26 protein-coding genes are annotated in these 26,273 nt (G+C 69.0%); 17 read left to right on the forward strand and 9 right to left on the reverse strand.

Translation table 11 applies throughout. The annotated features are described in order from the left end of the window. Positions 1 to 2 precede the first annotated feature (2 nt). The 11 genes from ACZ7L9_RS17340 to ACZ7L9_RS17390 all read left to right on the forward strand — a co-directional run bounded on the left by ACZ7L9_RS17340 (position 3) and on the right by ACZ7L9_RS17390 (position 9,975). Complete coding sequence (locus ACZ7L9_RS17340) at positions 3 to 1,388, forward strand: MraY family glycosyltransferase (RefSeq protein ID WP_471416018.1); 1,386 nt, start codon at positions 3 to 5, stop codon at positions 1,386 to 1,388. A gap of 262 nt (positions 1,389 to 1,650) precedes the next feature. Next, entirely contained in the window at positions 1,651 to 2,088 is a 438-nt protein-coding gene (locus ACZ7L9_RS17345) for a hypothetical protein (RefSeq protein WP_471416019.1), read from the forward strand. A 210-nt stretch (positions 2,089 to 2,298) separates the two neighbouring features. Next, positions 2,299 to 3,135, forward strand: coding sequence for a F0F1 ATP synthase subunit A (gene atpB, locus ACZ7L9_RS17350; protein WP_471416240.1), 837 nt, complete (start codon positions 2,299 to 2,301; stop codon positions 3,133 to 3,135). A gap of 72 nt (positions 3,136 to 3,207) precedes the next feature. Then, positions 3,208 to 3,435, forward strand: coding sequence for an ATP synthase F0 subunit C (gene atpE, locus ACZ7L9_RS17355; protein WP_030386954.1), 228 nt, complete (start codon positions 3,208 to 3,210; stop codon positions 3,433 to 3,435). A 38-nt stretch (positions 3,436 to 3,473) separates the two neighbouring features. After that, a complete protein-coding gene (locus ACZ7L9_RS17360) occupies positions 3,474 to 4,019 on the forward strand; it encodes a F0F1 ATP synthase subunit B (RefSeq protein WP_471416020.1) in 546 nt (181 codons plus the stop codon). Continuing rightward, entirely contained in the window at positions 4,016 to 4,831 is an 816-nt protein-coding gene (locus ACZ7L9_RS17365) for a F0F1 ATP synthase subunit delta (RefSeq protein ID WP_471416021.1), read from the forward strand. The genes ACZ7L9_RS17360 and ACZ7L9_RS17365 overlap by 4 nt, the downstream gene beginning before the upstream one ends. A 138-nt stretch (positions 4,832 to 4,969) precedes the next feature. After that, a complete protein-coding gene (atpA, locus tag ACZ7L9_RS17370; protein ID WP_471416022.1) occupies positions 4,970 to 6,541 on the forward strand; it encodes a F0F1 ATP synthase subunit alpha in 1,572 nt (523 codons plus the stop codon). A gap of 3 nt (positions 6,542 to 6,544) precedes the next feature. After that, complete coding sequence (locus ACZ7L9_RS17375) at positions 6,545 to 7,459, forward strand: F0F1 ATP synthase subunit gamma (RefSeq protein WP_471416023.1); 915 nt, start codon at positions 6,545 to 6,547, stop codon at positions 7,457 to 7,459. Beyond that, positions 7,459 to 8,901, forward strand: coding sequence for a F0F1 ATP synthase subunit beta (gene atpD / locus ACZ7L9_RS17380; RefSeq protein ID WP_471416024.1), 1,443 nt, complete (start codon positions 7,459 to 7,461; stop codon positions 8,899 to 8,901). The genes ACZ7L9_RS17375 and atpD overlap by 1 nt, the downstream gene beginning before the upstream one ends. Positions 8,902 to 9,012: 111 nt before the next feature. After that, positions 9,013 to 9,387 (forward strand): F0F1 ATP synthase subunit epsilon, encoded by a 375-nt coding sequence (locus ACZ7L9_RS17385; RefSeq protein WP_471416025.1) that lies wholly within the window; start codon positions 9,013 to 9,015, stop codon positions 9,385 to 9,387. A gap of 141 nt (positions 9,388 to 9,528) precedes the next feature. Further along, on the forward strand, positions 9,529 to 9,975 hold the full coding sequence (locus ACZ7L9_RS17390; RefSeq protein WP_384454268.1) for a DUF2550 domain-containing protein: 447 nt from the start codon (positions 9,529 to 9,531) through the stop codon (positions 9,973 to 9,975). 100 nt (positions 9,976 to 10,075) lie between these two features. On the opposite strand, the gene ACZ7L9_RS17395 is transcribed toward ACZ7L9_RS17390, so the two are convergent. The 3 genes from ACZ7L9_RS17395 to ACZ7L9_RS17405 all read right to left on the reverse strand — a co-directional run bounded on the left by ACZ7L9_RS17395 (position 10,076) and on the right by ACZ7L9_RS17405 (position 13,959). Then, positions 10,076 to 11,947: a glycosyl hydrolase family 18 protein gene (locus ACZ7L9_RS17395; protein WP_471416026.1), complete on the reverse strand. Its 1,872-nt coding sequence runs from the start codon at positions 11,945 to 11,947 to the stop codon at positions 10,076 to 10,078. 168 nt (positions 11,948 to 12,115) lie between these two features. Then, entirely contained in the window at positions 12,116 to 12,766 is a 651-nt protein-coding gene (locus ACZ7L9_RS17400; RefSeq protein ID WP_471416027.1) for a response regulator, read from the reverse strand. Further along, positions 12,763 to 13,959 carry a sensor histidine kinase gene (locus ACZ7L9_RS17405; RefSeq protein ID WP_471416028.1) on the reverse strand — a complete coding sequence of 399 codons (1,197 nt, stop codon included), beginning with the start codon at positions 13,957 to 13,959 and terminating at the stop codon, positions 12,763 to 12,765. Before ACZ7L9_RS17405 ends, ACZ7L9_RS17400 begins: the two co-directional genes overlap by 4 nt. A gap of 151 nt (positions 13,960 to 14,110) precedes the next feature. Here ACZ7L9_RS17405 and ACZ7L9_RS17410 point away from each other — a divergent pair, with 151 nt between their 5' ends. Then, entirely contained in the window at positions 14,111 to 14,653 is a 543-nt protein-coding gene (locus ACZ7L9_RS17410) for a hypothetical protein (RefSeq protein ID WP_471416029.1), read from the forward strand. Between the two features lie 78 nt (positions 14,654 to 14,731). Here the strand turns inward: ACZ7L9_RS17410 and ACZ7L9_RS17415 are convergent, their stop codons facing one another. Continuing rightward, positions 14,732 to 15,304 (reverse strand): cob(I)yrinic acid a,c-diamide adenosyltransferase, encoded by a 573-nt coding sequence (locus ACZ7L9_RS17415; protein ID WP_471416030.1) that lies wholly within the window; start codon positions 15,302 to 15,304, stop codon positions 14,732 to 14,734. 291 nt (positions 15,305 to 15,595) lie between these two features. Between ACZ7L9_RS17415 and ACZ7L9_RS17420 the strand changes: the two genes are divergently transcribed. From ACZ7L9_RS17420 to ACZ7L9_RS17430, 3 genes are all read left to right on the forward strand, one after another. After that, entirely contained in the window at positions 15,596 to 16,444 is an 849-nt protein-coding gene (locus tag ACZ7L9_RS17420; RefSeq protein ID WP_471416031.1) for a 3-hydroxyacyl-CoA dehydrogenase family protein, read from the forward strand. 235 nt (positions 16,445 to 16,679) lie between these two features. Continuing rightward, on the forward strand, positions 16,680 to 17,003 hold the full coding sequence (locus ACZ7L9_RS17425) for an STAS domain-containing protein (RefSeq protein ID WP_250967584.1): 324 nt from the start codon (positions 16,680 to 16,682) through the stop codon (positions 17,001 to 17,003). A gap of 230 nt (positions 17,004 to 17,233) precedes the next feature. Further along, complete coding sequence (locus ACZ7L9_RS17430) at positions 17,234 to 19,762, forward strand: ATP-binding protein (RefSeq protein WP_471416032.1); 2,529 nt, start codon at positions 17,234 to 17,236, stop codon at positions 19,760 to 19,762. A gap of 128 nt (positions 19,763 to 19,890) precedes the next feature. Here the strand turns inward: ACZ7L9_RS17430 and nucS are convergent, their stop codons facing one another. Then, positions 19,891 to 20,562: an endonuclease NucS gene (gene nucS / locus ACZ7L9_RS17435; RefSeq protein ID WP_266748611.1), complete on the reverse strand. Its 672-nt coding sequence runs from the start codon at positions 20,560 to 20,562 to the stop codon at positions 19,891 to 19,893. 260 nt (positions 20,563 to 20,822) lie between these two features. Here nucS and ACZ7L9_RS17440 point away from each other — a divergent pair, with 260 nt between their 5' ends. After that, positions 20,823 to 21,215 carry an SCO5389 family protein gene (locus ACZ7L9_RS17440; protein ID WP_030971516.1) on the forward strand — a complete coding sequence of 131 codons (393 nt, stop codon included), beginning with the start codon at positions 20,823 to 20,825 and terminating at the stop codon, positions 21,213 to 21,215. Positions 21,216 to 21,621: 406 nt separating this feature from the next. Here the strand turns inward: ACZ7L9_RS17440 and ACZ7L9_RS17445 are convergent, their stop codons facing one another. Then, entirely contained in the window at positions 21,622 to 22,665 is a 1,044-nt protein-coding gene (locus ACZ7L9_RS17445; RefSeq protein ID WP_471416033.1) for an LLM class flavin-dependent oxidoreductase, read from the reverse strand. Between the two features lie 210 nt (positions 22,666 to 22,875). On the opposite strand from ACZ7L9_RS17445, the gene ACZ7L9_RS17450 reads away from it, so the two are divergent. After that, positions 22,876 to 23,205: an ATP/GTP-binding protein gene (locus ACZ7L9_RS17450; RefSeq protein WP_471416034.1), complete on the forward strand. Its 330-nt coding sequence runs from the start codon at positions 22,876 to 22,878 to the stop codon at positions 23,203 to 23,205. Positions 23,206 to 23,250: 45 nt separating this feature from the next. Here the strand turns inward: ACZ7L9_RS17450 and ACZ7L9_RS17455 are convergent, their stop codons facing one another. The 3 genes from ACZ7L9_RS17455 to ACZ7L9_RS17465 form a co-directional block, all read right to left on the reverse strand. After that, a complete protein-coding gene (locus ACZ7L9_RS17455; protein WP_471416035.1) occupies positions 23,251 to 24,132 on the reverse strand; it encodes an ABC transporter permease in 882 nt (293 codons plus the stop codon). Continuing rightward, on the reverse strand, positions 24,129 to 25,283 hold the full coding sequence (locus tag ACZ7L9_RS17460; RefSeq protein WP_471416036.1) for an ATP-binding cassette domain-containing protein: 1,155 nt from the start codon (positions 25,281 to 25,283) through the stop codon (positions 24,129 to 24,131). Before ACZ7L9_RS17460 ends, ACZ7L9_RS17455 begins: the two co-directional genes overlap by 4 nt. Before the next feature lie 206 nt (positions 25,284 to 25,489). Beyond that, positions 25,490 to 26,269, reverse strand: coding sequence for an ABC transporter permease (locus ACZ7L9_RS17465; protein ID WP_471416037.1), 780 nt, complete (start codon positions 26,267 to 26,269; stop codon positions 25,490 to 25,492). Between the last annotated feature and the right edge of the window lie 4 nt (positions 26,270 to 26,273).

Below are 26,273 nucleotides of genomic sequence, written 5' to 3' on the forward strand. Positions count from 1 at the left end.
CTGTGGGGCAGCCCGTGCGTGATTACCTGCTGACGCTCTGTGTCACGGCCGCGGTGACCTATCTGCTGACCGGCCCGGTGCGCAAGTTCGCCATCGCGGTCGGGGCGATGCCCGCGATCCGTGCGCGTGACGTCCACCGAGAACCGACACCGCGGCTCGGTGGCATCGCCATGTTCGGCGGACTGTGCGCCGGGCTGATCGTCGCGTCCCATCTGCACAACCTCGACTGGGTCTTTCGTCTCTCCAACGAGCCGCGGGCGCTGCTCTCCGGGGCCGCGCTGATCTGGCTGATCGGTGTGCTGGACGACAAGTTCGAGATCGACGCACTGATCAAGCTCGGCGGGCAGATGATCGCCGCCGCGGTCATGGTCATCCAGGGCCTGACGATCCTGTGGCTGCCGATTCCCGGCGTCGGCACCGTCGCGCTCACCCAGTGGCAGGGCACGCTGCTCACGGTCGCCGTGGTCGTCATCACGATCAACGCGGTCAACTTCGTCGACGGTCTGGACGGTCTCGCGGCGGGCGTGGTCTGCATCGCCGCCGCGGCGTTCTTCCTGTACACGTATCGGCTCTGGTACGGGCACATGATCGAGGCCGCTGCTCCCGCGACGCTCTTCACGGCGATCCTGATGGGCATGTGCCTGGGCTTCCTGCCGCACAACATGCATCCGGCCCGGATCTTCATGGGCGACTCCGGGTCGATGCTGATCGGCCTCGTGCTGGCGGCCGGCGCGATCTCCGTCACGGGGCAGGTCGACCCGGACACGATGAAGCTCTTCGTGGGCAGTGAGCGCGAGGCCACCCAGGCGATGCTGCCGGTCTTCATCCCGCTGCTGCTGCCGCTGACCATCATCGCGATCCCGGCCGCCGATCTGGTGCTGGCGATCGTGCGGCGTACGTGGAACGGCCAGTCGCCGTTCGCGGCGGACCGCGGCCATCTGCACCACCGGCTGCTGGAGATCGGCCATTCGCACAGCAGGGCCGTGCTGATCATGTACTTCTGGTCGGCCCTGATCGCCTTCGGCGCGGTCGGATACTCCGTGCACTCGACGTCCCTGTGGATCGTGCTGGTCATCATGGGGCTGAGCGCGCTGGGCCTGGTCCTGCTCCTGATGCCCCGGTTCACCCCGCAGGCGCCGTACTGGGCGGAACGGTTCGTACCGCCCCGCTACCGCCGGCGCCGCGGCAAGGGCGAGATGCCCGAGGCGGAACCATCGGCTCCGGACGAGGCCCAACAGCGGCCGCTGGATACGCAGATGGGGCAGGAGGGGCACGAGCTCCAGGAAAGGGCCCGGATCGCCGTGGGAGTATCCGGCGTCAACGGGGCGACCGCAATCGGCCCCCGTTCGCGTTTTTCGGACAGAGGCACGGCTGATTCGACGCATTGACGATTCGGACATCGAGGGGCAATACCAGACAAGACATTGAGTTGCCTTGCTCACATGCGCAGGTTCGCCCACATGTGTGACAGCAAGCACACTTTCTTGGTAAAGACCTCATCAAATAGTTTGTGATACCGTTCACGAAGCCCGGTGACGGAGTTGAAGGACCTGAGTGCCACGGTCCATCGGCCCGAGGCATCGACTCGAACCGGGCCTACGCTCGTCCATGACGACACACTGCCCACCCCCTGCAAGCGGAGCTGCCGCCATGCCGTCCAACGACGTCCGGACTCTCCTCCAGGCCGCCGTACCCACCGCTGTCGCCGGCGCTGTTGCCGCCGCCGTCAGCGGTGGCGTCGCGGGCGGCAAGGGAGCCCTGGGCTCGGTCGTTGCCACGATCGTGGTGATCCTCTTCATGGGGATCGGACTGCTGGTCCTGCAACGGACCGCGCGGTCCCTGCCTCACCTGTTCCAGGCGATGGGGCTGATGCTGTACACGGCTCAGCTTCTCCTCCTGTTCATCTTTGTCGCCGCATTCAAGAACACGACGATGTTCAACCCGAAGGCCTTCGCGATCACCCTGGTCGTGATGACCCTCGTGTGGATCGGCGCACAGACGCGTGCGCACATGAAGGCCAAGATCCTTTACGTCGAACCCGAGTCCGACAAGGCGGAAAAGCCCAAGAACACGGGCTCGAAGTCGTGAAGGGTAGGGGCGGGATAAGTGCAGGTTCAAGACCCTGCTATCGTCCGGTTCCAACTGCGGCACTGCGGGCGCGGGCATGTGAGCTGACGCCTGCTCGATCGCGAGGCTCAATGCCTGACTGCCGCTCACACATCCGTAACACCAGTCCAGTGCCGAACCGCGGCTGCGCGCCGCGCCGACACAACGAGGTTGCCGTACCTATGCGCCACGCTGAAGGAGCCCGCGGTGAGTGCTGACCCGACCCAGGTGCTCGCCTTCGAGACCGATTGCCACATCTTCTCCGGTTGTGGTTTCCCGGGTCCTGGCTTGCACTCATTCCTGTTCGAGCCGATCTTCGGTGACGCGGACAGCAACATCTACTTCAACAAGACGATGCTGCTGGCGCTCCTCGGTACGGTCATCATCGTCGGCTTCTTCTGGGCCGCCTTCCGTAAGCCGAAGGTCGTTCCGGGCAAGCTGCAGATGGTCGCCGAGGCCGGCTACGACTTCGTCCGCCGCGGCATTGTCTACGAGACGCTCGGCAAGCGCGAGGGCGAGAAGTACGTCCCGCTGATGGTGTCGATCTTCTTCTTCGTCTGGATGATGAACCTCTGGTCGATCATCCCGCTCGCCCAGTTCCCGGTGACGTCGGTCATCGCGTACCCCATGGGTCTGGCCCTGATCGTCTACGTCCTCTGGATGAGCATCACGTTCAAGAGGCACGGCTTCGTCGGTGGCTTCAAGAACCTGACCGGCTACGACAAGTCGCTCGGCCCGGTGCTCCCGCTGGTCATGGTCATCGAGTTCTTCTCGAACGTCCTGGTCCGTCCCTTCACGCACGCGGTCCGACTCTTCGCGAACATGTTCGCGGGGCACACGCTGCTCCTGCTCTTCACCATCGCCAGCTGGTACCTGCTCAACGGCATCGGTATCGCCTACGCGGGTGTGTCGTTCGTGATGGTCATCGTGATGACCGCCTTCGAGCTGTTCATCCAGGCTGTCCAGGCGTACGTCTTCGTGCTCCTGGCGTGCGCCTTCATCCAGGGCGCTGTCGCCGAGCACCACTGATCGCGCCTCCCATACCCCCAGTCGTCCGGTGGCCAACCCCCACCGGTCCGTGAAAGAGAAGGAAGAACTGGCATGTCCCAGACCCTTGCCGCCGTCACCGGTTCCCTCAGCTCCGTCGGATACGGCCTGGCTGCCATCGGCCCCGGCGTCGGCGTCGGCATCATCTTCGGTAACGGCACGCAGGCTCTCGCCCGTCAGCCCGAGGCTGCCGGCCTGATCCGCGCCAACCAGATCCTCGGCTTCGCCTTCTGTGAGGCGCTCGCCCTGATCGGTCTGGTCATGCCGTTCGTCTACAGCTGACGAACCGCGACTAGTCCGTTCCGACGAAAGGCACTGATGTGAACCCCGTGGTTCAGCTCGCGGCCTCCGAGGTGGAGAACCCCCTCGTTCCGCCGCTCCCTGAGCTCGTCATCGGTCTGATCGCCTTCGTCATCGTTTTCGGCTTCCTCGCCAAGAAGCTCCTCCCGAACATCAACAAGGTTCTGGAAGAGCGCCGCGAGGCCATCGAAGGCGGTATCGAGAAGGCCGATGCGGCCCAGACCGAGGCCCAGAGCGTTCTTGAGCAGTACAAGGCTCAGCTCGCCGAGGCTCGTCACGAGGCCGCGCGCCTGCGCCAGGAGGCGCAGGAGCAGGGCGCTGTGATCCTGCAGGAGATGCGGGCGGAAGGCCAGCGGCAGCGCGAGGAGATCATCGCTGCCGGCCACGCCCAGATCGAGGCCGACCGCAAGGCCGCGGCCTCCGCGCTGCGTCAGGACGTGGGCAAGCTCGCCACCGACCTGGCCGGCAAGCTCGTCGGCGAGTCCCTCGAGGACCACGCCCGGCAGAGCGGCACCGTCGACCGTTTCCTCGACGAGCTCGAGGCGAAGGCCGAGGCTGTCCGATGAACGGCGCGAGCCGCGAGGCACTGGCTGCCGCACGTGAGCGTCTCGACGCGCTGACCGACAACACGTCGGTCGACGCGGCGAAGCTCGCCGAGGAGCTGGCCGCCGTCACGGCGCTGCTCCAGCGCGAGGTCTCACTGCGACGGGTCCTCACCGACCCGTCGCAGGCCGGCGAGGCCCGGGCCGAGCTGGCCGGACGACTGCTGCGCGGTCAGGTGGGCGGCGAGACCGTCGACCTGATCTCCGGCATGGTCCGCTCCCGCTGGTCGCAGTCGCGTGACCTGGTCGACTCGGTCGAGGAACTGGCGAACATCGCCGACCTCACCGCCGCCCAGCGCAGCGGAGACCTCGACGACGTCGAGGACGAGCTGTTCCGGTTCGGCCGGATCGTCTCCTCCGACAAGGAACTGCGCGCCGCGCTCACCGGCCGGTCCGGGTCCGCCCTGGCCAAGGGCGAGCTGCTGCGCAGCCTGCTCGGCGGCCGGGCACGGCCCACCACCGAGCGCCTGGTCGTGCGGCTTGTCACCCAGCCGCGTGGACGTAGCCTTGAAGCGGGACTCGAGTCCCTCTCCAAGCTTGCCGCGGAGCGCCGGGACCGGATGGTCGCCGTGGTGACTTCGGCAGTACCGCTGAGCGATCAGCAGAAGCAGCGCCTCGGCGCCGCGCTGGCGAAGATCTACGGTCGGCCGATGCACCTGAATCTCGATGTGGACCCCACGGTCCTCGGCGGGATCGCGGTGCGGGTCGGTGACGAGGTCATCAACGGCACCGTCGCGGAGCGCCTCGAAGAGGCGACCCGTCGCATGGCCGGCTGACGAGCACAGCGCAGCAACAGAACAGAGCAAGACCAGCGGCCCGGTTGGGCCGTGCAGAAATTGCAGAAGATTCCTGGGGGTCGGCCCCCAGACCCCCTTAAGAAACTTCGGGCCCAACAAGGAGAGCAGGGAACCCAGATGGCGGAGCTCACGATCCGGCCGGAGGAGATCCGGGACGCGCTGGAGAACTTTGTCCAGTCGTACAAGCCGGACGCGGCCTCGCGCGAGGAGGTCGGTACGGTCAGCGTTGCCGGCGACGGCATCGCGAAGGTCGAGGGTCTTCCCTCGGCCATGGCGAACGAGCTGCTGAAGTTCGAGGACGGCACCCTCGGTCTCGCCCTCAACCTCGAGGAGCGCGAGATCGGTGCGATCGTTCTCGGCGAGTTCAGCGGTATCGAAGAGGGCCAGCCGGTGCAGCGCACCGGTGAGGTGCTCTCCGTCGGTGTGGGCGAGGGCTACCTCGGCCGCGTCGTCGACCCGCTCGGCAACCCGATCGACGGTCTCGGTGAGATCGCGACCGACAGCCGCCGCGCCCTCGAGCTGCAGGCCCCTGGCGTCATGGTCCGTAAGTCGGTGCACGAGCCGATGCAGACCGGCTACAAGGCCGTCGACGCCATGGTGCCGATCGGCCGCGGCCAGCGTCAGCTGATCATTGGTGACCGTCAGACGGGTAAGACCGCTCTGGCCGTCGACACGATCATCAACCAGCGCGACAACTGGCGCTCGGGCGACGTGAACAAGCAGGTGCGTTGCATCTACGTCGCCATCGGTCAGAAGGGTTCCACCATCGCCTCCGTGCGCGGTGCCCTGGAAGAGGCCGGTGCGCTCGAGTACACGACCATCGTCGCCGCCCCGGCGTCCGACCCGGCCGGCTTCAAGTACCTTGCGCCGTACACCGGTTCGGCCATCGGCCAGCACTGGATGTACCAGGGCAAGCACGTCCTGATCATCTTCGACGACCTCTCGAAGCAGGCCGACGCCTACCGCGCCGTGTCGCTTCTGCTGCGCCGTCCGCCGGGCCGTGAGGCCTACCCGGGCGACGTCTTCTACCTCCACTCGCGTCTGCTGGAGCGCTGCGCCAAGCTCTCCGACGACATGGGTGCCGGTTCGATGACGGGCCTCCCGATCGTCGAGACCAAGGCGAACGACGTGTCGGCGTTCATTCCGACCAACGTCATCTCCATCACCGACGGTCAGTGCTTCCTGGAGTCCGACCTGTTCAACGCCGGCCAGCGTCCGGCCCTGAACGTCGGTATCTCGGTCTCCCGTGTCGGTGGCTCCGCCCAGCACAAGGCGATGCGCCAGGTCTCCGGCCGTCTCCGTGTGGACCTCGCCCAGTACCGCGAGCTGGAGGCGTTCGCCGCCTTCGGTTCCGACCTGGACGCGGCCTCGAAGGCGTCGCTGGAGCGCGGTAAGCGCATGGTCGAGCTGCTGAAGCAGCCGCAGTACCAGCCGTACCCGGTCGAGGAACAGGTCGTCTCGATCTGGGCCGGCACCACCGGCAAGATGGACGACGTCCCGGTCGCGGACATCCGTCGCTTCGAGAGCGAGCTGCTGGAGTACCTGCGCCGTGAGCGCAAGGAGCTCCTGACCAGCATCGCCGAGGGCGCCAAGATGTCCGACGACACGCTGCAGTCGGTCGCCGACGCGGTCGCCGCCTTCAAGCAGCAGTTCGAGACCTCGGACGGCAAGCTCCTGGGCGAGGGCTGATCGATGGGCGCTCAGCTTCGCGTTTACAAGCGCCGCATTCGCTCCGTCACCGCCACGAAGAAGATCACCAAGGCGATGGAGATGATCGCCGCTTCGCGCATCGTCAAGGCGCAGCGCCAGGTGGCGGCGTCGACGCCGTACGCGACCGAGCTCACCCGCGCGGTGACCGCGGTGGCGACCGGCTCCACCACCAAGCACCCGCTGACCACCGAGGCCGACGCTCCGGCGCGGGCCGCGGTCCTGCTCATCACGAGCGACCGCGGTCTGGCCGGCGGTTACTCCTCCAACGCCATCAAGGCGGCGGAGGGACTGACCGAGCGTCTGCGCGGTGAGGGCAAGGAGGTCGTCACGTATGTGATCGGCCGCAAGGGTGTCGCCTACTACGGATTCCGCGAGCGCAAGATCGAGGATTCGTGGACGGGCTTCACCGACAGCCCGACGTACGCGGATGCGAAGCGGGCCGCGGCCCCGCTGATCGAAGCGGTCACCAAGGACACCGCCGAGGGCCGCGTGGACGAGCTGCACATCGTCTTCACGGAGTTCGTGTCGATGATGACGCAGAACCCGGTGGACAACCGGATGCTGCCGCTCAGCCTCGACGCCGCGAAGGAGGAGGCCGGCCAGGGCGAGATCCTGCCGCTCTTCGACTTCGAGCCGTCGGCGGAGGACGTCCTCGACGCCCTGCTTCCGCGGTACGTCGAGAGCCGGATCTACAACGCGCTGCTGCAGGCCGCTGCTTCCGAGCACGCTGCCCGCCGCCGCGCGATGAAGTCGGCCACCGACAACGCCGGTGAGCTCATCAAGAGCCTCTCCCGGCTTGCCAACGCGGCCCGCCAGGCCGAAATCACCCAGGAAATCAGCGAGATCGTCGGCGGTGCCAGTGCGCTGGCCGACGCGACCGCGGGGAGTGACAAGTAATGACGACGACAGTTGAGACGGCCGTTGCCACGGGCCGCGTCGCCCGGGTCATCGGCCCGGTCGTCGACGTGGAGTTCCCCGTCGACGCGATGCCGGACATCTACAACGCGCTGACCGTCCAGGTGGCCGACCCGGCCGAGGACGGCAAGCTCAAGACGCTGACCCTCGAGGTCGCCCAGCACCTCGGCGACGGCCTGGTCCGCGCGATCTCGATGCAGCCCACCGACGGTCTGGTCCGCCAGGCCCCGGTGACCGACACGGGCGCCGGCATCACGGTCCCCGTCGGTGACATCACCAAGGGCAAGGTGTTCAACACCCTCGGCGAGATCCTGAACAAGCCCGAGGCCTCGGCCGAGGTCACCGAGCGCTGGCCGATCCACCGCAAGGCGCCCAGCTTCGACCAGCTCGAGTCCAAGACCGAGATGTTCGAGACCGGCGTCAAGGTCATCGACCTGCTCACCCCGTACGTCAAGGGTGGAAAGATCGGTCTGTTCGGTGGTGCCGGTGTCGGCAAGACCGTTCTGATCCAGGAAATGATCTACCGCGTCGCCAACAACCACGACGGTGTGTCGGTGTTCGCCGGTGTCGGTGAGCGTACCCGTGAGGGCAACGACCTCATCGAGGAAATGTCCGACTCGGGCGTCATCGACAAGACGGCCCTCGTCTTCGGTCAGATGGACGAGCCGCCGGGCACGCGTCTTCGTGTGGCGCTGGCCGGTCTGACCATGGCGGAGTACTTCCGCGATGTGCAGAAGCAGGACGTGCTCTTCTTCATCGACAACATCTTCCGGTACACCCAGGCCGGCTCCGAGGTGTCCACGCTGCTCGGCCGTATGCCGTCCGCGGTGGGTTACCAGCCGAACCTGGCCGACGAGATGGGTCTGCTGCAGGAGCGCATCACGTCGACCCGCGGTCACTCGATCACCTCGATGCAGGCGATCTACGTCCCCGCGGACGACCTGACCGACCCGGCCCCGGCCACCACGTTCGCCCACCTCGACGCGACGACGGTGCTCTCCCGTCCGATCTCCGAGAAGGGCATCTACCCGGCCGTGGACCCGCTGGACTCCACGTCCCGGATCCTGGACCCGCGGTACATCACGCAGGACCACTACGACACCGCCATGCGGGTCAAGGGAATCCTGCAGAAGTACAAGGACCTCCAGGACATCATCGCCATTCTCGGTATGGACGAGCTCGGCGAGGAGGACAAGCTCACGGTCTTCCGCGCCCGTCGCATCGAGCGCTTCCTGTCGCAGAACACCCACGTCGCCAAGCAGTTCACCGGCGTGGACGGTTCGGACGTTCCGCTCGACGAGTCGATCGCAGCGTTCAACGCGATCGCCGACGGTGAGTACGACCACTTCCCGGAGCAGGCGTTCTTCATGTGCGGTGGCCTCGAGGACCTCAAGGCCAACGCCAAGGAGCTCGGCGTCTCCTGAGCCCATGGCTCACCGAGGGGGACGGGGTCCGTCCCGTCCCCCTCACCACGCCCCGTAGAATTGACCCAACACCCGGCTCGAACGGCCGGGTGGTGACCCGAGGAGCCACCCTTGGCTGCTGAGCTGCACGTCGAGCTGGTCGCCGCGGACCGCAGTGTCTGGTCCGGCGAGGCCACCCTGGTCGTCGCGCGCACCACGTCCGGCGACATCGGCGTCATGCCCGGTCACCAGCCGCTTCTGGGTGTGCTGGAATCGGGCCCGGTGACGATCCGTACGAGCGGCGGTGAGACCGTGATCGCCGCGGTGCACGGCGGTTTCATCTCGTTCGCGGACGACAAGCTTTCGCTGCTCGCGGAGATCGTGGAGCTGGCGGACGAGATCGATGTCAAGCGCGCCGAGCGTGCGCTGGAGCGTGCGAAGTCGGAAACGGACGCCGCTTCCGAGCGGCGCGCCGAAGTGCGACTGCGTGCGGTGTCGGAGCACTAGCGCACCGCGACAACGTAGCTTTACCCTCAGCCGCGGCCCGAGCTGGAGACCACTCCAGACCGTGCCGCGGCTGAGGCGATGCAGGTGCGGTTGTAGTTCTGGCGGTATCCGTTACTCGACGACGCGAGGAGGTCGGTGGAGATGTTCCTCGCGCTGTGGGTGGGCGGGCTGGTCGTCGCACTGGTCGCGGTTGGACTCTTCGTCTTCGGTCTGCGCCGGCGGCTGATTCAGCGCTCCGGTGGGACCTTCGACTGCAGCCTGAGATGGAATGTGCCTGAGGAGCCCGACCTCTCGGGCAAGGGCTGGGTGTACGGGGTCGCCCGGTACAGCGGAGACCGGATCGACTGGTTCCGGGTCTTCTCGTACGCCCTTCGCCCACGCCGGGGCCTGGAGCGTTCCGCGATCGAGGTGGTCGCCCGTCGGCTGCCCGAGGGCGAGGAGGAGCTGGCGCTCCTGTCGGACGCCGTGGTGCTCGGCTGTCTCCATCGTGGCACCCGCCTGGAGCTGGCCATGAGCGAGGACGCGCTGACCGGATTCCTCGCCTGGCTGGAGGCGGCTCCGCCCGGCCAGCGGGTCAACGTGGCTTAGGTCGGCCTTCAGGGGGAAGCACGCGAAATGCCGGGGAGACAGGGGGCGGACCTGTCTCCCCGGCTGCTTTTCGGGGTGGTGCGCGGTACTGAGTGGGGGACTACTTCAGACCGCTGCTGATCGCGCCGACGAGTTCGCCGTTGCTGGTGTCACCGCTGAACTCCCAGAAGAACGCGCCTCCCAGGCCCTGGCCCTTCGCCCAGGTCATCTTGGACGCGATGGTGGCCGGGGTGTCGTAGCTCCACCAGTTGGTGCCGCAGTGCGCGTACGCGGTACCGGCGACGGTGCCGGTCGCGGGGCAGCTGGTCTTCAGGACCTTGTAGTCCTCGATGCCGGCCTCGTAGGTGCCGGGGGCCGCTCCGGTGGCGGTGCCGCCGGGCGCGTCCTGGGTGACGCCGGTCCAGCCGCGGCCGTAGAAGCCGATGCCGAGCAGCAGCTTCGAGGCCGGGACCCCCTGCGCCTTCAGCTTGGCGATGGCGTCGGCGGAGTTGAAGCCGGCCTGCGGGATGCCGCTGTAGGAGGTGAGCGGGGAGTGCGGGGCGGTCGGGCCCTTCGCGTCCCAGGCACCGAAGAAGTCGTACGTCATCACGTTGTACCAGTCCAGCGACTGGGCGGCGCCCGCGTAGTCGGTGGCGTCGATCTTGCCCCCGGTGGAGGCGTCGGCGGTGATGGCGGCCGTCACCAGGTTGTTGCTGCCGAACTTCGTGCGCAGCGCCGAGGTGATGCCCTTCAGTGCGGCCGGGCCGCTGGTGTCGCAGGTCAGGCCGCAGGCGTTGGGGTACTCCCAGTCGATGTCGATGCCGTCGAAGACATCGGCCCAGCGGGGGTCCTCGACCAGGTCGTAGCAGGACTGGGCGAACGCGGCCGGGTTCTTCGCGGCCTCACCGAAGCCACCGGACCAGGTCCAGCCGCCGAAGGACCACAGGACCTTGATGTTCGGGTACTTCGCCTTGAGCTTGCGCAGCTGGTTGAAGCTGCCGCGCAGCGGCTGGTCCCAGGTGTCGGCGACGCCGTCGACGGACTTGTCGGCGGTGTACGCCATGTCGTAGTCGGCGTAGGAGTCGCCGATCGCGCACTTGCCGCCGGTGACGTTGCCGAAGGCGTAGTTGATGTGCGTGATCTTCGCGGCCGAACCCGAGGTGTCCAGGTTCTTGACGTGGTAATTCCGGCCGTACACGCCCCAGTCGGTGAAGTAGCCGAGGTTGACCTTGCCGCCGGTGCCTGGGTTGCCGCCACCACCGGTGGTGTGGATCTTGACCGCGCCGCTGACCGGACCGGTCTGGTCAGCGGTGTCACGCGCCCGCACGGTGTACGAGTAGTCGGTGCCCGCGGTGAGGCCGGTGTCGGTGTATGTCGTACCGCTGACCGTGGCGACGACGGCGCCGTCGCGCAGCACGTCGTAGTTCTTGATGCCCTTGTCGTCGGTCGCCGCGGTCCAGCTCAGCTTGACCGAGGTGTCGGTGACGGAGCTCGCGGTGGGGGTGCCAGGAGCGGACGGGGCATTGTCGCCGGGGACGCTGCCGCCGTCGCACGAGGCGCCGTTCAGCTTGCAGCCGGTGGGGGCGCCGGAGCCGGTGCCGTTGAAGCCGAAGGAGACGCTGGCGCCCGGTGCGACCGAGCCGTTCCAGCCGGCGTTCTTGGCGGTCCAGTGGGTTCCGGAGTTGGTGACGGTGGCGTCCCAGGCGGAGCCGACCGCGGTGCCCGAGGGGAAGTCCCACTCGATGGTCCAGGAGGAGAGGGCGGTGGTGCCGGTGTTCTTCACCGTCCACTGGCCCTCGAAGCCGCTGCCCCAGTCGGACTTCTTGAGGTACGTGGCGGTTGCCGAGGCGGCGGCTTCGGCGGGGGAGGCCAGGCCGACCATGGCGGCGAGCGGAAGAAGCAGCGCGGTGAGGCCCGCGACGGCTCTGGATCTGGTGGCTCTGCCGGTGCCGAATCCGAATCGGGGCCGGTGTAGGGGGTTTTCAGTGCTCAACGGTGCTCCTCGGGTGAGGTCCGGACAAACGGGGGGTGGTCCGTGGACTGCAAACCCTGCGCCGTCCTGAGCACGCCTTGTCATGGCGCACTCACCGCAGTGTGTTCGGCGAGATTAGGAAGGTCTGGACCAATCGTCAAGAGGTCCAGACCAAAGTCCTGTTCTTCGTCAGATTCCCAACTCCTGTGCCAGCACCGCCGCCTGGACCCGGCTGCGCAGCTCCAGCTTGCCCAGCAACCTGCTGACGTGCGTCTTCACCGTCGCCTCGGCCATCGAGAGCCGGACCGCGATCTCGGCATTCGACAGTCCCGCGCCCAGACAACCGAGCACCTCCCGCTCCCGCCGGGTGAGCGAGTCGAGCACCGCCGGATCGTGCGCGTTCACCGGCCGCACGGGGGTGGTCCCCGCGAACTCCGCGATCAGACGGCGCGTCACGGCCGGGGCGATCAGCCCCTCGCCGCGCGCCACCGTACGTACTGCTTCGAGCAGATCACGCGCATCGGTGTTCTTCAGCAGGAAGCCGGCCGCCCCCGCACGCAACGCCCCGAAGACGTACTCGTCCAGATCGAAGGTCGTCAGCACCAGCACGTCCGCGAGCTCCTCGGCCACCACCTGCCCGGTCGCCGACACCCCGTCGAGCCGCGGCATCTGAATATCCATCAGCACCAGATCGGGCCGCAGCTCGCGCGCCAGCCGAACCGCCTCCTCACCGTCCCCGGCCTCGCCCACGACCTCGATGTCCGGCGCGCTGCGCAGAATGAGCACCAGCCCCGCACGGACGGCCGACTGGTCCTCGGCAACCACCACCCGGATCGTCATGCCCTGACACTCCCTTCCGCCACGGGCAGTTCGGCCCGTACCCGCCAGATCCTCGTTCCGTCGCCGGTGCGCACCGGACCCGTCTCGATCGCTCCGCCCAGCAGCGCCACCCGCTCCCGCATGCCCACCAGACCGGCCCCCGACCCGGGCGCGCGCGGCCCGGCACGGTCACCGAACGCGCTGCTGACCTCCACGGCGAGCAGCGGCCCGGCCCACCCGAGCCGCACCACCACCGGGCCGGGCACGGCATGCTTGAGCGCGTTCGTCAGGGACTCCTGGACGATCCGGTACGCGGCCAGTTCGACCGGCGCGGGCAGCGGGCCCCGCTCGCCGCGGGTGTCCTCGAAGACACAGGTCAGACCGCTCGCCGCGGCGTTCGTACGGGCCTGCTCGATCAGCGCGTCCAGCGAGGCGAGCGTCGGCGAGGCGCTCGGTTCCGGGTTCGCGCCGCCGGTACGCAGCAGGCCGATCAGCCGGCGCATCTCGGCGAGGCCGTCGACGCTGTTCTCGCGGATCACGCCCAGCGCCTCGCGCGAGGTGTCCGGCTCGTCGATGGAGAGCGCGGCGGTGGAGTGGATGGCGATGGCGGAAAGATGGTTGGCCACCATGTCGTGCAGCTCGCGGGCCATCCGGGCGCGCTCGGCGGTCACCGCCTGCGTACGGTCCATCTCGGCGAGCAGCGCGGTCTGATCGGCGCGCAGCAGGGCGGCCTCGGCGGCATCCCGGTGGTTGCGGACGCTGACCCCCGTGATGGCGGGCAGGAAGGAGATCATGCCGGTGACCACGCCGATGAGCAGCGCCTGAGGATCACGGAACCACGCCAGGAACCCGATCGTGACCGCGACCGTGATCAGGAACGTGGACACCGGGATGCGGCGGGCGGCGGCCGGTGTCCCGTACAGCACGGCCGCGTACATCAGGTCGGTGAACATCAGCACCGTCGCCAGATTCCCGACCGTGAACTGGTCCGCGACCAGCGCGAGCGTGCCGATGACCAGCGCCGTCTGCGGGGCGTTCCTGCGTACCAGTTCGAGCCCCGAGACGACGGCGAGCGGAAGCAGGGAGACCCATGGCCCGACGAAGGCCCGGTCGCCCTGCATGTGCAGTCCGAGCACCCACAGGAACAGACCGCCGAAGAGACCGGTGGCGGCGATGAGCACGTCGTGGCGGTGCGGCCGGGCGAAGGAGAACACCCTCCCATCCAACACGGCGGCCCGGCGCCGGACATCCCTACCGTGGGTGAGGCACGAGTACATCGAAGGATGCAGTCGCGGTTCGTCACTGCCGACGACGATTCCGGGCACCTCGGCCGGAAGGCTGAAGGCAACGAGAAGGAGAAGTGCCGTGATCGTCACGCTGATCGTGCTCTGCGAAGTCGCCTTCTGGGTGCTGCTGGCCGCGGGGCTCGCGCTGCGGTACCCGGCGAAGAAGCCGCGCCTGGGCGCGGCCGTGCTGCTGTGCGAGCCGCTGCTGGAGGTCGTGCTCCTGGTGGTGACGGCCATCGACCTGAAGAACGGGGCCGAGCCCGACTGGAAGCACGGGCTCGCCGCGGTCTACATCGGCTTCACGGTGGGGCTCGGCCGCTCCACGATCCGCTGGGTGGACGCCCGGGTCGCCCACCGTTTCGCGGGCGGCCCGCCGCCGGTGAAGCCGCCGAGGTACGGAATGGCCAGGGCGGCGCACGAGTGGCGGGTCGCGGCGCGCTGGACGGTCGCGGCGGCGGTCGCACTGGCCCTGCTCCAGGCGGCGGTCTGGTACGTGGCCGGGGACGGCGACGTGACGTCGCTCCGGTCGTGGCAGCAGAAGATGCTGCTCGTGATCGGGATCAACGTGGTCATCGCGGGGAGCTACACGGTGTTCCCGAAACGGGAGCCGGCCGGGCGCTGAGAGGCCGGACGGGCTCGGGACCGCACCCGTCCGGCACCATTGGCCGCCGCACCCGTCCGGCGTCTTCGCCGCGCAGGGCTACCGCTCGCCGCCCGGTACCCACAGCACGTCGCCGACCTCCTTGTTCGCCGTCCTCGCGAGGATGAACAGCAGGTCGGAGAGACGGTTGAGATACGTCGCCGTCAGCGCGTTCATCACCTCGCCGTGCACCTCCAGCGCCGCCCACGTGGACCGTTCCGCCCGCCGGACCACGGTGCACGCCTGGTGCAGCAGCGCCGCCCCCGGCGTACCGCCCGGCAGGATGAAGCTGCGCAGCTTCTCCAGCTGCTCGAGGTAGTGGTCGCAGTCCGCCTCCAACTTGTCGACGTAACTCTGCTCGACCCGCAGCGGCGGGTATTTCGGTTCCTCGACAACCGGGGTCGACAGGTCCGCGCCCACGTCGAACAGGTCGTTCTGCACGCGGACGAGAACCTTCACGACGTCCTCGGAGAGCTGCCCGAGCGCGATCGCGGTACCGATGACGGCATTGGCCTCATTGGTGTCGGCGTACGCGGAGATCCGCAGATCGGTCTTGGCGGTCCGGCTCATGTCGCCGAGGGCGGTGGTGCCCTGATCGCCGGTGCGGGTGTAGATACGTGTCAGATTGACCATGCCGCCAGCCTAGTAACGCTACGGGGCAAAGCTAGCCGGGAGGGGCACCGGATACGCACCCGGTCCGGCGGCGGGCGCCCCGGGTACGAGAAGGTCCTCAACTGCGCCCGGCGCGCCGCCGAATGACGTGTCCCGGTGTGATGTCCGTCATGTGAGACGTGACGCGCATCTCTTCATGGCCCCAGGGCCCCTCGCGGGTACTAATCTCCGCCGGAGAGCATGTGAACAAGCGTTAGGACCGGCCGTGCAGGGACCAGCTGCAGAGGCGAACACAACCCGAGGGGTGTACACGTGGCCAGGAAGCTCGCCGTCATCGGAGCCGGACTCATGGGAGCCGGCATCGCGCAGGTCTCCGCCCAGGCGGGCTGGGACGTCGTGCTGCGTGATGTCACCGACGAGGCCCTGACCCGTGGACGCGACGGCATCAAGGCCTCGTACGACAAGTTCGTCTCCAAGGGGAAGCTGGCGGCGGCCGACGCCGATGCCGCGCTCGCCCGCATCACCACCACCACCGACCTCGACGCGGTCGCCGACGCGGATGTCGTCGTCGAGGCCGTCTTCGAGAAGCTGGAGGTCAAGCACGAGATCTTCCGGGCCCTCGACAAGATCGTCCGGGACGACACCGTGCTCGCCTCCAACACCTCCGCCATCCCGATCACGAAGATCGCGGCTGTGACGGAGCGCCCCGAGCGGGTCGTCGGTGTGCACTTCTTCTCGCCGGTCCCCATGATGCAGCTCTGCGAACTCGTACGCGGCTACAAGACCAGCGACGAAACCCTCGCCGCCGCACGGGAGTTCGCCGAGTCCGTCGGCAAGACCTGCATCGTCGTGAACCGCGATGTGGCCGGCTTCGTCACCACCCGGCTGATCTCGGCGCTCGTCGTCGAGGCCGCCAAGCTGTACGAGTCGGGCGTCGCCTCGGCCGAGGACATCGACACCGCCTGCAAGCTGGGCTTCGGCCACGCCATGGGGCCCCTGGCCACGGCGGACCTGACCGGCGTCGACATCCTGCTGCACGCGACGAGCAACATCTACACCGAGTCGCAGGACGAGAAGTTCGCCGCGCCGGAGCTGATGCGCCGGATGGTGGATGCAGGTGACATCGGCCGCAAGAGCGGGCAGGGCTTCTACACGTACTGATCGTTTTCGGTCCTCCGGTTGCCTGATCTGCCGTCGGTCAGGCCCGGAGGCCGGGGGGAGTTACCTGGAATCAGCGGATCCGCGCGGATCCGCGCCGGGCCTCGATCACTCCACGGAGTGAATTCGGTATCGGTTCGCTTACAGACGGCAACTTCCCTGTCGCTGCCGCAGTCAGTTGTGGGAGAGACAGAACAGACAGACGAACCTTGCTACGGAGTAATCCCGGGGAGCGCATATGCACATCAGGGGCGACCACGCCGAGCTGGTCGTCGGGGGCCGCCTTGACGTCCGAAGCGCGGCGGACGCCCGTACGGTCCTGCACTCGGCCCTCGACGACGGAGTCGGCGACCTGGTGCTCGACCTGACCGAGTTGGATTCCTGGGACGCCACCGGACTCGGCGTCATCATGGGCGCACACCGCCGGGCCGGGCGGGCCGGACGACGGCTGGTGCTCCGCGGTGTGCCGCCGCAGATGCAGCGCCTGCTGGTGGCGACCCGACTGCACCGCATCCTGGCCATCGAAGGCGGGATCGCCGCGGACTCCCTGCCCCGCGTGTAGGGGCCCCTCCGCCCGGCCGCGCGGCGTGACCGGCGGTGCACATTCCGCACGAGAACGTGCGCTTCGGGCGGCGTGGCCCCCCGACTGTGCGGGGACACCGCGCGACGGTTTAGGGTTCGGCCGTCCGCCGATTGACGGAACCCACCGGGCGGACACCGGACCAGAAGCGACAGCAGGGCGTGCGAGGCCGGGAGGGGCAATCGTGCGCGACGCGTCTGGGGGCTTTGGCGATGGACCCGACACACCGGGGGCCGGAGGAGTACGGCCGGGACAACGACGGCTTCGGCGAGACGGACGGTCGGCGTCGGCCGTCCCACGATGCATCCCCGAGCTCTCAGCTCCGTTCGGGCAGGGGAGGCCCCATTGCCCCGGATTTCGGTCAGCAAACGCCGCAGCAGTCGCGCGTCGTCCGGCTCATATCGGGCGACTACCTCCTCACCCTCAATCCGGTCGACGGCAGCGAGGTCGAGTTGTGCCCGCCGGGAGAGCAGCCCGACCCGCCGGTCCGGCGCACCGCGGCCGAGCGCACCGACCGCGAACGTGCCACCGCACCGCCCGTGCCGCCGGGGCCGCCCGCCCCGCAACTGCCCCTCCTGGAGCGCGCGGAAGAACGCGAACGGCTGGTGCGCCTGCTGGCCCGCGGCCGCTCGGTGCGGCTCACCGGACCGGCCGGATCCGGCCGTACGGCACTGCTGGACGCCGTGGCCGCCGACTGCGCGGACCTTGCGCCGGACGGGGTCGTACGGCTCTGCGGCCACAAGCGGACCGTCACCGATCTGCTGTACGGGCTCTTCGAGGCCGTGTACGAGGCGCCGCTGCACCGGCCCGACCGCGCCGGTCTCCTCGACCGGGTCCGGACCATCGGCGCCGTTGTCGTACTCGACGACCTGGAATTCGGCGGGGCCGCCCTGGAGGAGCTCCTCGACGCCACGCCCGAGTGCGCCTTCCTGTTCGCGACGACCCCGGATGTCGCCGCACCCACCGCGGACTCGTACCTCGAAGAGGTCTTCCTCGCGGGCCTCGGACGGGGCTCCTCGATCGAGTTGCTGGAGCAGGTCGTCGAGCGACCGCTCACCGACGAGGAGGCGAACTGGGCGGGAGACCTCTGGTTCGAGTCGGAGGGCCTGCCACTGCGCTTCGTACAGGCGGGCGCCCTGCTGCGCCAGCGCGACATGCTGCGCACCGACCCCGAGGCGTACGACGGCCTCGACCTCCGGTCCGCCGACGCACCCTTCGGGCACGACGAGGAGATCGACGGCGTCCACATACCGCTGCCCGGCCTCGGCGAGGGCGCGGCGCCCGCCGCGCTGCTCGCCTCGCGGCTGAGCGGGCCCGCCCGTGACACCCTGCGCTTCGCGGTCGCACTCGGCGGCGAGGTGCCGCACCAGGCGCATCTGCCGGCGCTCGTGGGGGACACCCACGCCGACGCCGCGCTCGGTGAACTGGCCGGTTGCGGACTGCTCTCCCCGGCCGGCCCCCGCTACCGGCTGGCCGCCGGAGTCACCGCCCAGCTGGCGGCCGCCGGATACGGCGAGGACGCCATCGACCGGGCCCGGACGGCGGCCCGGCACTACGCCTGGTGGGCCGGTCACCCCTCGGTCACTCCCGCACGGGTGACCGCCGAGGCCGACGCCGTCGTCGCGGCCATGGCACAGCTTGTCCCCGGCGACGAAGCGGGGCAGACCAGCGCGGCCGTGCTGCTGGCCCGCAGCGCCTCTCCCGCCTTCGCTGCCGGGCTGCACTGGGGTGCCTGGGAGAGGGCCCTGCGGCTCGGTCAGGAGGCGGCCAGGATCGCTGGAGAGGTCGCCGAAGAGGCGTATTTCCACCATGAGTTGGGTGTTCTCGCGCTCTGCACCGGCAATCCGGACCGGGCCAGGACGGAGCTGGAGACCTCGATCAGCATGCGCGGGGCACTCGCCGACAAGTCGGGTGCGGTGGCCGGGCGGCGCGCGCTCGCCCTGGTCGCGGACCGTTCCGGTGGCCCGCTGCCGGATGTCCTCGCCCCGGTGGGCGATGAGGTGCCGGTCCCGTGGCCGGAAGAGCCGGTACGGCCGCCCGTCGGTGCGACGACAGGCGTGACGCAGACGCTGTCGCGGCCGTACGAGGAGGCCACGGCGGTGATAGCCCGGCAGAGCGCCCCCTCGGCCGCCGGAGGTGCGCGGGGAGGCCGCCTGGCGGGGCTGGGCAAGGCCCGTCGTAATGCCGTCGCGGCGGGCGCGGGCGTGCTCCTGGCCGGTGTGCTCGGCACGGTGGTGGTGCTGGGACTGACCTCAGGCGGCGATGCCCAGGGGAATCCGGGGGTCACGAGCGAGGAGTCGGTGGGCCGGGACGACAGCGGGAACGAGGTCCCGGCCGACGGGCCGACGGATGGTTCGGCCCCCGCGGACACGGGGGCCGGCGGCGCCGTGGAGACGCCGGGCCCGTCGGGCAGCCAGGTCACGCCGAGCGCGAGCGGTACGCCGTCCGGTGGCTCGGCGGAGCCGGGCGACACCTCGTCGTCGGCCGAGCCGTCCAGCGGCAAGCCGTCGTCGGACGGGCCGACCGGGCCGGGCAAGTCGCCCAGCCCGACGAAGCCCACGTCGACGAAGCCGGGCAGCCCGTCCCCGAGCCCGTCGGACACCCTCTCCCCGAGCCCGACGGACACGGCGACCGAGCCCGAGCCGACCGAGCCCGGCACGTCCGACTCGGCGAGCGGGCCCTCCTTGACGTCGTCGTCACCGGCGGCAGCGAGCGCACACAGCAGTCCCGCGGTGGTCTGAACCGCCCCCGTAGACGTGGGACGCCGGACGTGACGTGCACGTCCGGCGTCCGAAAAGTTCAGAGACGAGGCCCGGAGAAGAAGCTCGCAGGGCAGGTTCGAGAGCTCCGAGAAGGGTCGGAGGAGATCTCAGAACAGCCGCAGCTTGTCGTCCTCGATACCGCGCAGCGCGTCGTAGTCGAGGACCACACAGCCGATCCCGCGGTCCGTCGCCAGCACCCGCGCCTGCGGCTTGATCTCCTGCGCCGCGAAGATGCCCTTCACGGGGGCCAGATGGGGATCGCGGTTGAGCAGCTCCAGATAGCGGGTCAGCTGCTCCACGCCGTCGATGTCGCCGCGCCGCTTCAGCTCCACGGCCACGGTCTGCCCGTCGGCGTCGCGGCACAGGATGTCGACGGGGCCGATCGCGGTGAAGTACTCACGGCGGATCAGGGTGTAGCCCTCGCCGAGTGTCTCGATCCGGTCGGCGAGCAGTTCCTGCAGATGTGCTTCGACGCCGTCCTTGATGAGGCCCGGGTCGACACCCAGCTCATGGGACGAGTCATGGAGGATTTCCTCCATCGTGATGATCAGTTTCTCGCCCGCTTTGTTCACTACGGTCCAGATGCCCGCGGTGTCGTCCGTGCCCTCCTTGAGCGTGCAGGGCGGTGACATCCAGTTCAGGGGTTTGTACGCCCTGTCGTCGGCGTGGATCGACACGCTCCCGTCCGCCTTCACCAGGATCAGACGGGGAGCGGAGGGCAGGTGGGCCGTGAGCCGGCCGGCGTAGTCCACGGAGCAGCGGGCGATGACGAGACGCATGGTCGGCAACGCTACTCGACGACGGGTGCTCCACGCGATTCTCCCCTTCCGCCCGCGATCACCCGGACCGAGGGCTTTCGGGCTTGCCCCTCTTTGCTCCCCTTCGTTATTGGCCGGTTGTGTTCCTAATCTCCTGGTGCGGCCAGGACTGCACCCTTACCGTGTAAGCAGGAGGTCGCAGTGCGTGCACAGTGCGTCGCCGTCCTCCTTCCCTGCCCGTAAGGCCCCGGCCCGTCGTCGGGGTCGCGAGAGGAGAACCCATGTCGCTCGACGTCTCACCGGCGCTGTTGGAACAGGCCGAGCGAGGCGAGGTCGACGAAGCCGACTTCGTCGACTGCGTCCGGACCTCCCTGCCCTACGCATGGGAGATGATCAGCTCTCTGGTGGCTCAGCTGAAGGTCGACGGCGGAGAGTTCGCCGACAACCAGACGCCCCCGCCGGACGAGCAGGCACGTGGTCAGCTGCTGCGCGCGCTCGCGAGTGATGCGATACGCGGCGCTCTGCAGCGGCACTTCGGGGTGCGTCTGGCATTCCAGAACTGCCACCGCGTCGCGGTGTTCCCGCTGGATGCCTCGGTCGACGAGCGGCTGGCCCGATTCACCTCGGTGAGGGGCCAGTTGCTCAATCAGTCGCCCGAACTACGGGACTGCTAAACGCTTCTGCTGCCGCTCCGGTCCGCAGGAGGTGCAACTGGCTCCGGGGCGGCAGCACCGTTGCCTCTTTAGAGGAGCTCGCAAAATGGGCGTCCGGCTCGCGACGCCTGGCACGCACGCTCGCTGCGTTGCCGAAACGCCCTAGTAGCTCCGCTACAAGGACCTTCCAGCGCCTTGCGATCGCACGCACCAGACGCCGCGAGCTGATCGGACTCCCATTTTGTGAGCTCCTCTTACGACCTCCCCGACGATAGGGAGCGGATCAGCGAGCGGCGTCATGCGGCTTCGATTGCAAGGCGGAGGAAGGAATCGACGCGGAGCGTCGTTGACTGACGACAACGCCGCAAGCGGGGGCGCATGGCGTCGGGAGCCCGCTCCCTATCGTGGGGGAGGTCGTTACGATGTGTCATGTGAGCAGTGGCATTACGTCGGTGCCCAGCCGCGCTACGTTCTCCTCCGTGGCCGCCAGATCTCCCGAACCCTCCACCAGGAGCGCGAAGCGGGTGATGCCTGTCCGCTCGGCGGTGGCGGCGAGCCGGTCGGCCGCGAGCCGGGGCGGGCCCACCGGATGAAGGCCGCACAGCAGCTCCGTATAGGCGACGGGGTCGCGCATCACCCGGTGCCTGCCGTCGACCGTCACATGGGCGTCCAGGCCCTGTCGCAGCCAGCCGGGCATCGTCTTCACGAGCGTCTCCACGGCGTCCTCGGCACGATCGGCGATCTGGGCCACCCCTGCGGACACATGTCCGGCTTCCCGGACGCTCTCGGGCGAGCGCCCGGCGGCGAGTGCGGCGGAGCGCCACAGGGCGACCATCTCGGCCTTCTCCTCGTCCCCGCAGTGCATCCCGAGCAGCATCGGCAGACCGTTCTCCGCGGCGAGCCGCACCGTCTTCGGCGAGGTGCATGCGACGACCACCTCGGGGCCGCCGGGGCTCTCGCCGTCGTTCCGGCCGAGCAGTTCGTCGGCCCGGGGGACCACCGCCACCTCGCGGAAGCCGTAGCGCTCCCCGTTGCCCGCGACCCGGGGTTCGGTCAGCCAGTCGAGCAACAGGTCCAAGGACTCCGGGAAGCCCTTCTCGAACGCCTCCAGGCCCCCGCCGAACACCTCCAGATCCACCCAGGGGCCGCCCCGGCCGACGCCGAGCGTGAATCTGCCGCCGCTGGTGAGGTGGAGCAGCGCGGCCTGTTCGCCGAGCGCGACCGGATGCTGGTTCGGGAGCACGCTCACCGCCGTACCCACCCGGATTCTCCGGGTGCGGCCGAGCAGCAGTGCGGCCAGTGTGACGGCGGACGGGCAGACCCCGTACGGCACGAAATGATGTTCCGCCAGCCAGACCGAGTCGAGGCCGGATTCCTCCGCGATTTCGGTGGACCGGATCGCGCGGTGCAGCGCTTCACCCGGCCCCTGTCCCGGAAACTGGGCTGCCAGTACGAACGTTCCCACACGCATCGCCAATTACCTCCTTGCGGCCGACGCGGGCTCTCCCCTACCCGCAACAACGTCTGACACGTGCCAAGGGCACGGTCCGCCGGCAAGCTGTTGCGATTTTCCGGTAACTCACCCCGTCCGGGGCGCCGGGCTGTGCGGTGCGGGACCCGGGGCTCGGCCGAATGGCCCTAGGCTGGACGGAACTGCCCAGCCTGCCCCGTGAGGTGTCACGTGTCCCCGCGCCGCAACCGCCCCCGAGGCGGCGAGAGTCATTACGACAGCACAGTGGAGCCGGGGGCCCGGTACGGCGGCGGGGGGCGCACCGAGGAGTGGCGGGGCGAGGAGTGGACGGTACGCCCGGTCAGCGGCGCGAGCGCGGCCGGCAAGCGCTACCGCTGCCCCGGCTGCGACCAGGAGATCCTGTCCGGCGTCCCGCACCTGGTGGCCTGGTCCGAGTACGGCGGGATCGACGACCGCAGGCACTGGCACAAGGCCTGCTGGAACGCGAAGGACCGCCGCACCACACAGGTGCAGCGGTCCAGGAACGCGCCTCGCTACTGAGCTCGGCGGCCGGCCGGGTCTTCTGCGGGCCGGGCCGGCGAGCGGTCAGACGTCGCGGTTCTCCAGCGTGACGTACGCGCCGATCATGGCCACGGCGGTCACCCCGAGCATGATCCACAGGGGGTCCCAGCCGGTCGGCCCCGATCCGGTGACCGAGGTGTTGTAGAAGGCACTGAGCTGGCTGGGGATCGAGTACTCGAAGAGCGCCTGCTGCAGGCCGGCCAGCGACTTCGTGAACATGAACAGGGCCAGCACGAGCGGCAGCAGCACCACCCCGATCATGACCGTGATCGCACCCGCGGAATGCCGGATGAGCGCACCGATCGCCAGCGAGAGCAGCCCCAGCGTCGCGATGTAGAGGCCGACGCCGACCGTGGCGCGCAGCCATTCGTCCCCGGTGGGCGCCCTGCCGTCCAGCATGGCCGACTGCACCGCGGCGACCGCCGCGGTCACCACGGTCGTGATCGTGAAGGTGAGCAGGAAGAAGACGATCGCCTTCGCGGTGAGCACCCGGGCGCGGCTGGGGCAGGCCGTGAGCGTCGTACGGATCAGGCCCGTGCCGTACTCGGAGGCGATGGTCATCACGCCGAGCGTGATCACACAGATCGAGCCCAGGAGTACACCGAAGAAACCGAAGCTCAGCTTCGGGACGCTGTCGGTGTGGGCCCCGGACACGCTGAGCAGGACCGCTGCCGTCACGCCGAAGCCGAGGACCAGCACGATCATGATGCCCAGCGTCCACATCGTGGAGCGCACCGAACGGATCTTGGTCCACTCGGAGGCGAGCGCGTCACCGAGGTTTGCGGCGCGCAGCGGGATCGGGGAGTCGTAGAGCCCGGCCGAGGCGTCCTGCCAGTTCTGCTGCGGGGCACCGGCGGGGGCGGAGGCCTGCTGGTACGGCGCCTGCGGGGGCGGCGGTGTCGTCATCGGGCGTCCTCGCTGGTCTCGCTCTTGGTCAGGTCTGCGGGGGCTGCGGCGGGCGCCGCCGGGGCGGGTGCGACCGGAGCGACCGGGGCCGCCGGGGCCTGCGCGTACGGGTTCTGTCCGGGCGGCGGCGGGGCGTACCAGCCCTGCTGCGGCATCTCCGGCACCGGCTGCGGCCCGTAGTCGGGCTGCTGGCCGTACCCGTGCGCCGGCTGCTGCAGCCCCACCTTCTGGTCCGCCGTCGAGCGGTAGTCCACGGCGCCCTGCGTCATCCGCATGTACGCCTCCTCCAGCGAGGCCTGGTGCGGCGAGAGCTCCCACAGCCGGACGTCCGACTCGTGGGCCAGATCGCTGATCCGCGGCAGCTGCAGGCCGGTGACGCGCAGGGCCCCGTCCGGCTCCGGCATGACCCGGCCGCCCGCCTCGGTCAGCGCGGCGGTCAGCTTCTCCCGCTGCTCCCGGACACCGTCCGCGGCCCGCACCCGGGCGAAGTCGGCCGAGTTGGCGGAGATGAACTCCTTGACGCTCATGTCGGCGAGCAACTGCCCGCGGCCGATCACGATCAGGTGGTCGGCGGTGAGCGCCATCTCACTCATCAGATGGCTGGAGACGAAGACTGTACGGCCCTCCGACGCCAGCGTCTTCATCAGATTGCGGACCCAGAGGATGCCCTCGGGGTCGAGGCCGTTGACCGGCTCGTCGAAGAGCAGCACCTTCGGGTCGCCGAGCAGCGCCGCCGCGATGCCGAGCCGCTGACCCATGCCGAGCGAGAAGCCCTTGGACCGCTTGCGCGCGACGTCGTGCAGACCGACGACGCCGAGCACCTCGTCGACCCGGGCGGCCGGGATCCCGGCGAGCTGGGCGAGCGACAGGAGATGGTTACGGGCGCTGCGCCCGCCGTGCACCGCCTTCGCGTCCAGCAGCGCACCCACCTGACGCGGGGCGTTCGGCAGGCTGCGGAAGGGGTGGCCGCCGATCGTGACATGACCGGAAGTCGGACGGTCCAGGCCCAGCATCATGCGCATGGTGGTGGACTTGCCCGACCCGTTGGGACCGAGGAATCCGGTGACGGCGCCCGGCCGCACCTGGAAGGAAAGGTTGTGCACGGCCGTCTTCGCACCGTAGCGCTTGGTCAGGCCGACTGCCTCGATCATGCTCCAGCCCCATCGACTTCTGTCTGTCGTCGGGGCCCGGGCCGTCAGGCCGCACACCCCCGTAAGAGTTAGGAGGATATCCAGGCCTTGACGGTTCCGGCCAAGTCGTTACGCGAGCGCGTCCCCCGCGTCGGAGTGAAGGGGGGGCGCTTCCGGGGCGGGACGTGCACTCCCGGAGCACTCCGGTCACGCGTCCCGCCCACCGGTCACGCGTCGCGCTTCTTCAGTACGAGATAGCCGCCGACCAGCGCGGCCGCCACCCAGGCGAGCAGAATGCCGAACCCGCCCCACGGCCCGTACGGCGCCGGATTGCTGTTCATGGCGTCCGGAACCACCTGCATGATCTTGGATCCGGCCTGGTCGGGGAAGTAGCGGGCGACCTTCTTCGCGCCCGGCACCGCCGACAGGATCTGGGAGACCAGGAAGAAGAACGGCATCAGAATGCCGAGGGACAGCATGGAGCTGCGCAGCATCGTCGCCACGCCCATGGAGAAGATCCCGATCAGACCCATGTAGAGGCCACCGCCGACGACCGCCCGGAGGACATTCTCCGCACCGATGTCCGTGCCGTGGTCGCCGAGGAGCGCCTGCCCGAGGAAGAACGAGACGAAGCTGGTGGCGAGGCCGACCACCAGGGCCAGCAGGCCGGCCACCGCGATCTTGCTGAAGAGGAACGAAGCACGCTGTGGTACGGCCGCCAGCGAGGTGCGGATCATGCCCGAGCTGTACTCCGTACCGACCACCAGCACACCGAACACGACCATGGCCAGCTGGCCGAGAACCATGCCCGAAAAGCTGATGTAGGTCGGGTCGAAGGTGGCCCGCTCCTCCACCGGCAGGTCGCTGAACTGGGCGTTCATCAGGGCGCAGAGCGCCGCGCTCATCGCGACGGTGACGACGAACGCGGAGATCAGCGTCCAGACGGTCGACGAGACCGTACGGATCTTGGTCCACTCGGAAGTCAGGACCGCGGGTACCGATGCCATCGTC

It is taken from the genome of Streptomyces sp. NPDC111516 (assembly GCF_055635345.1).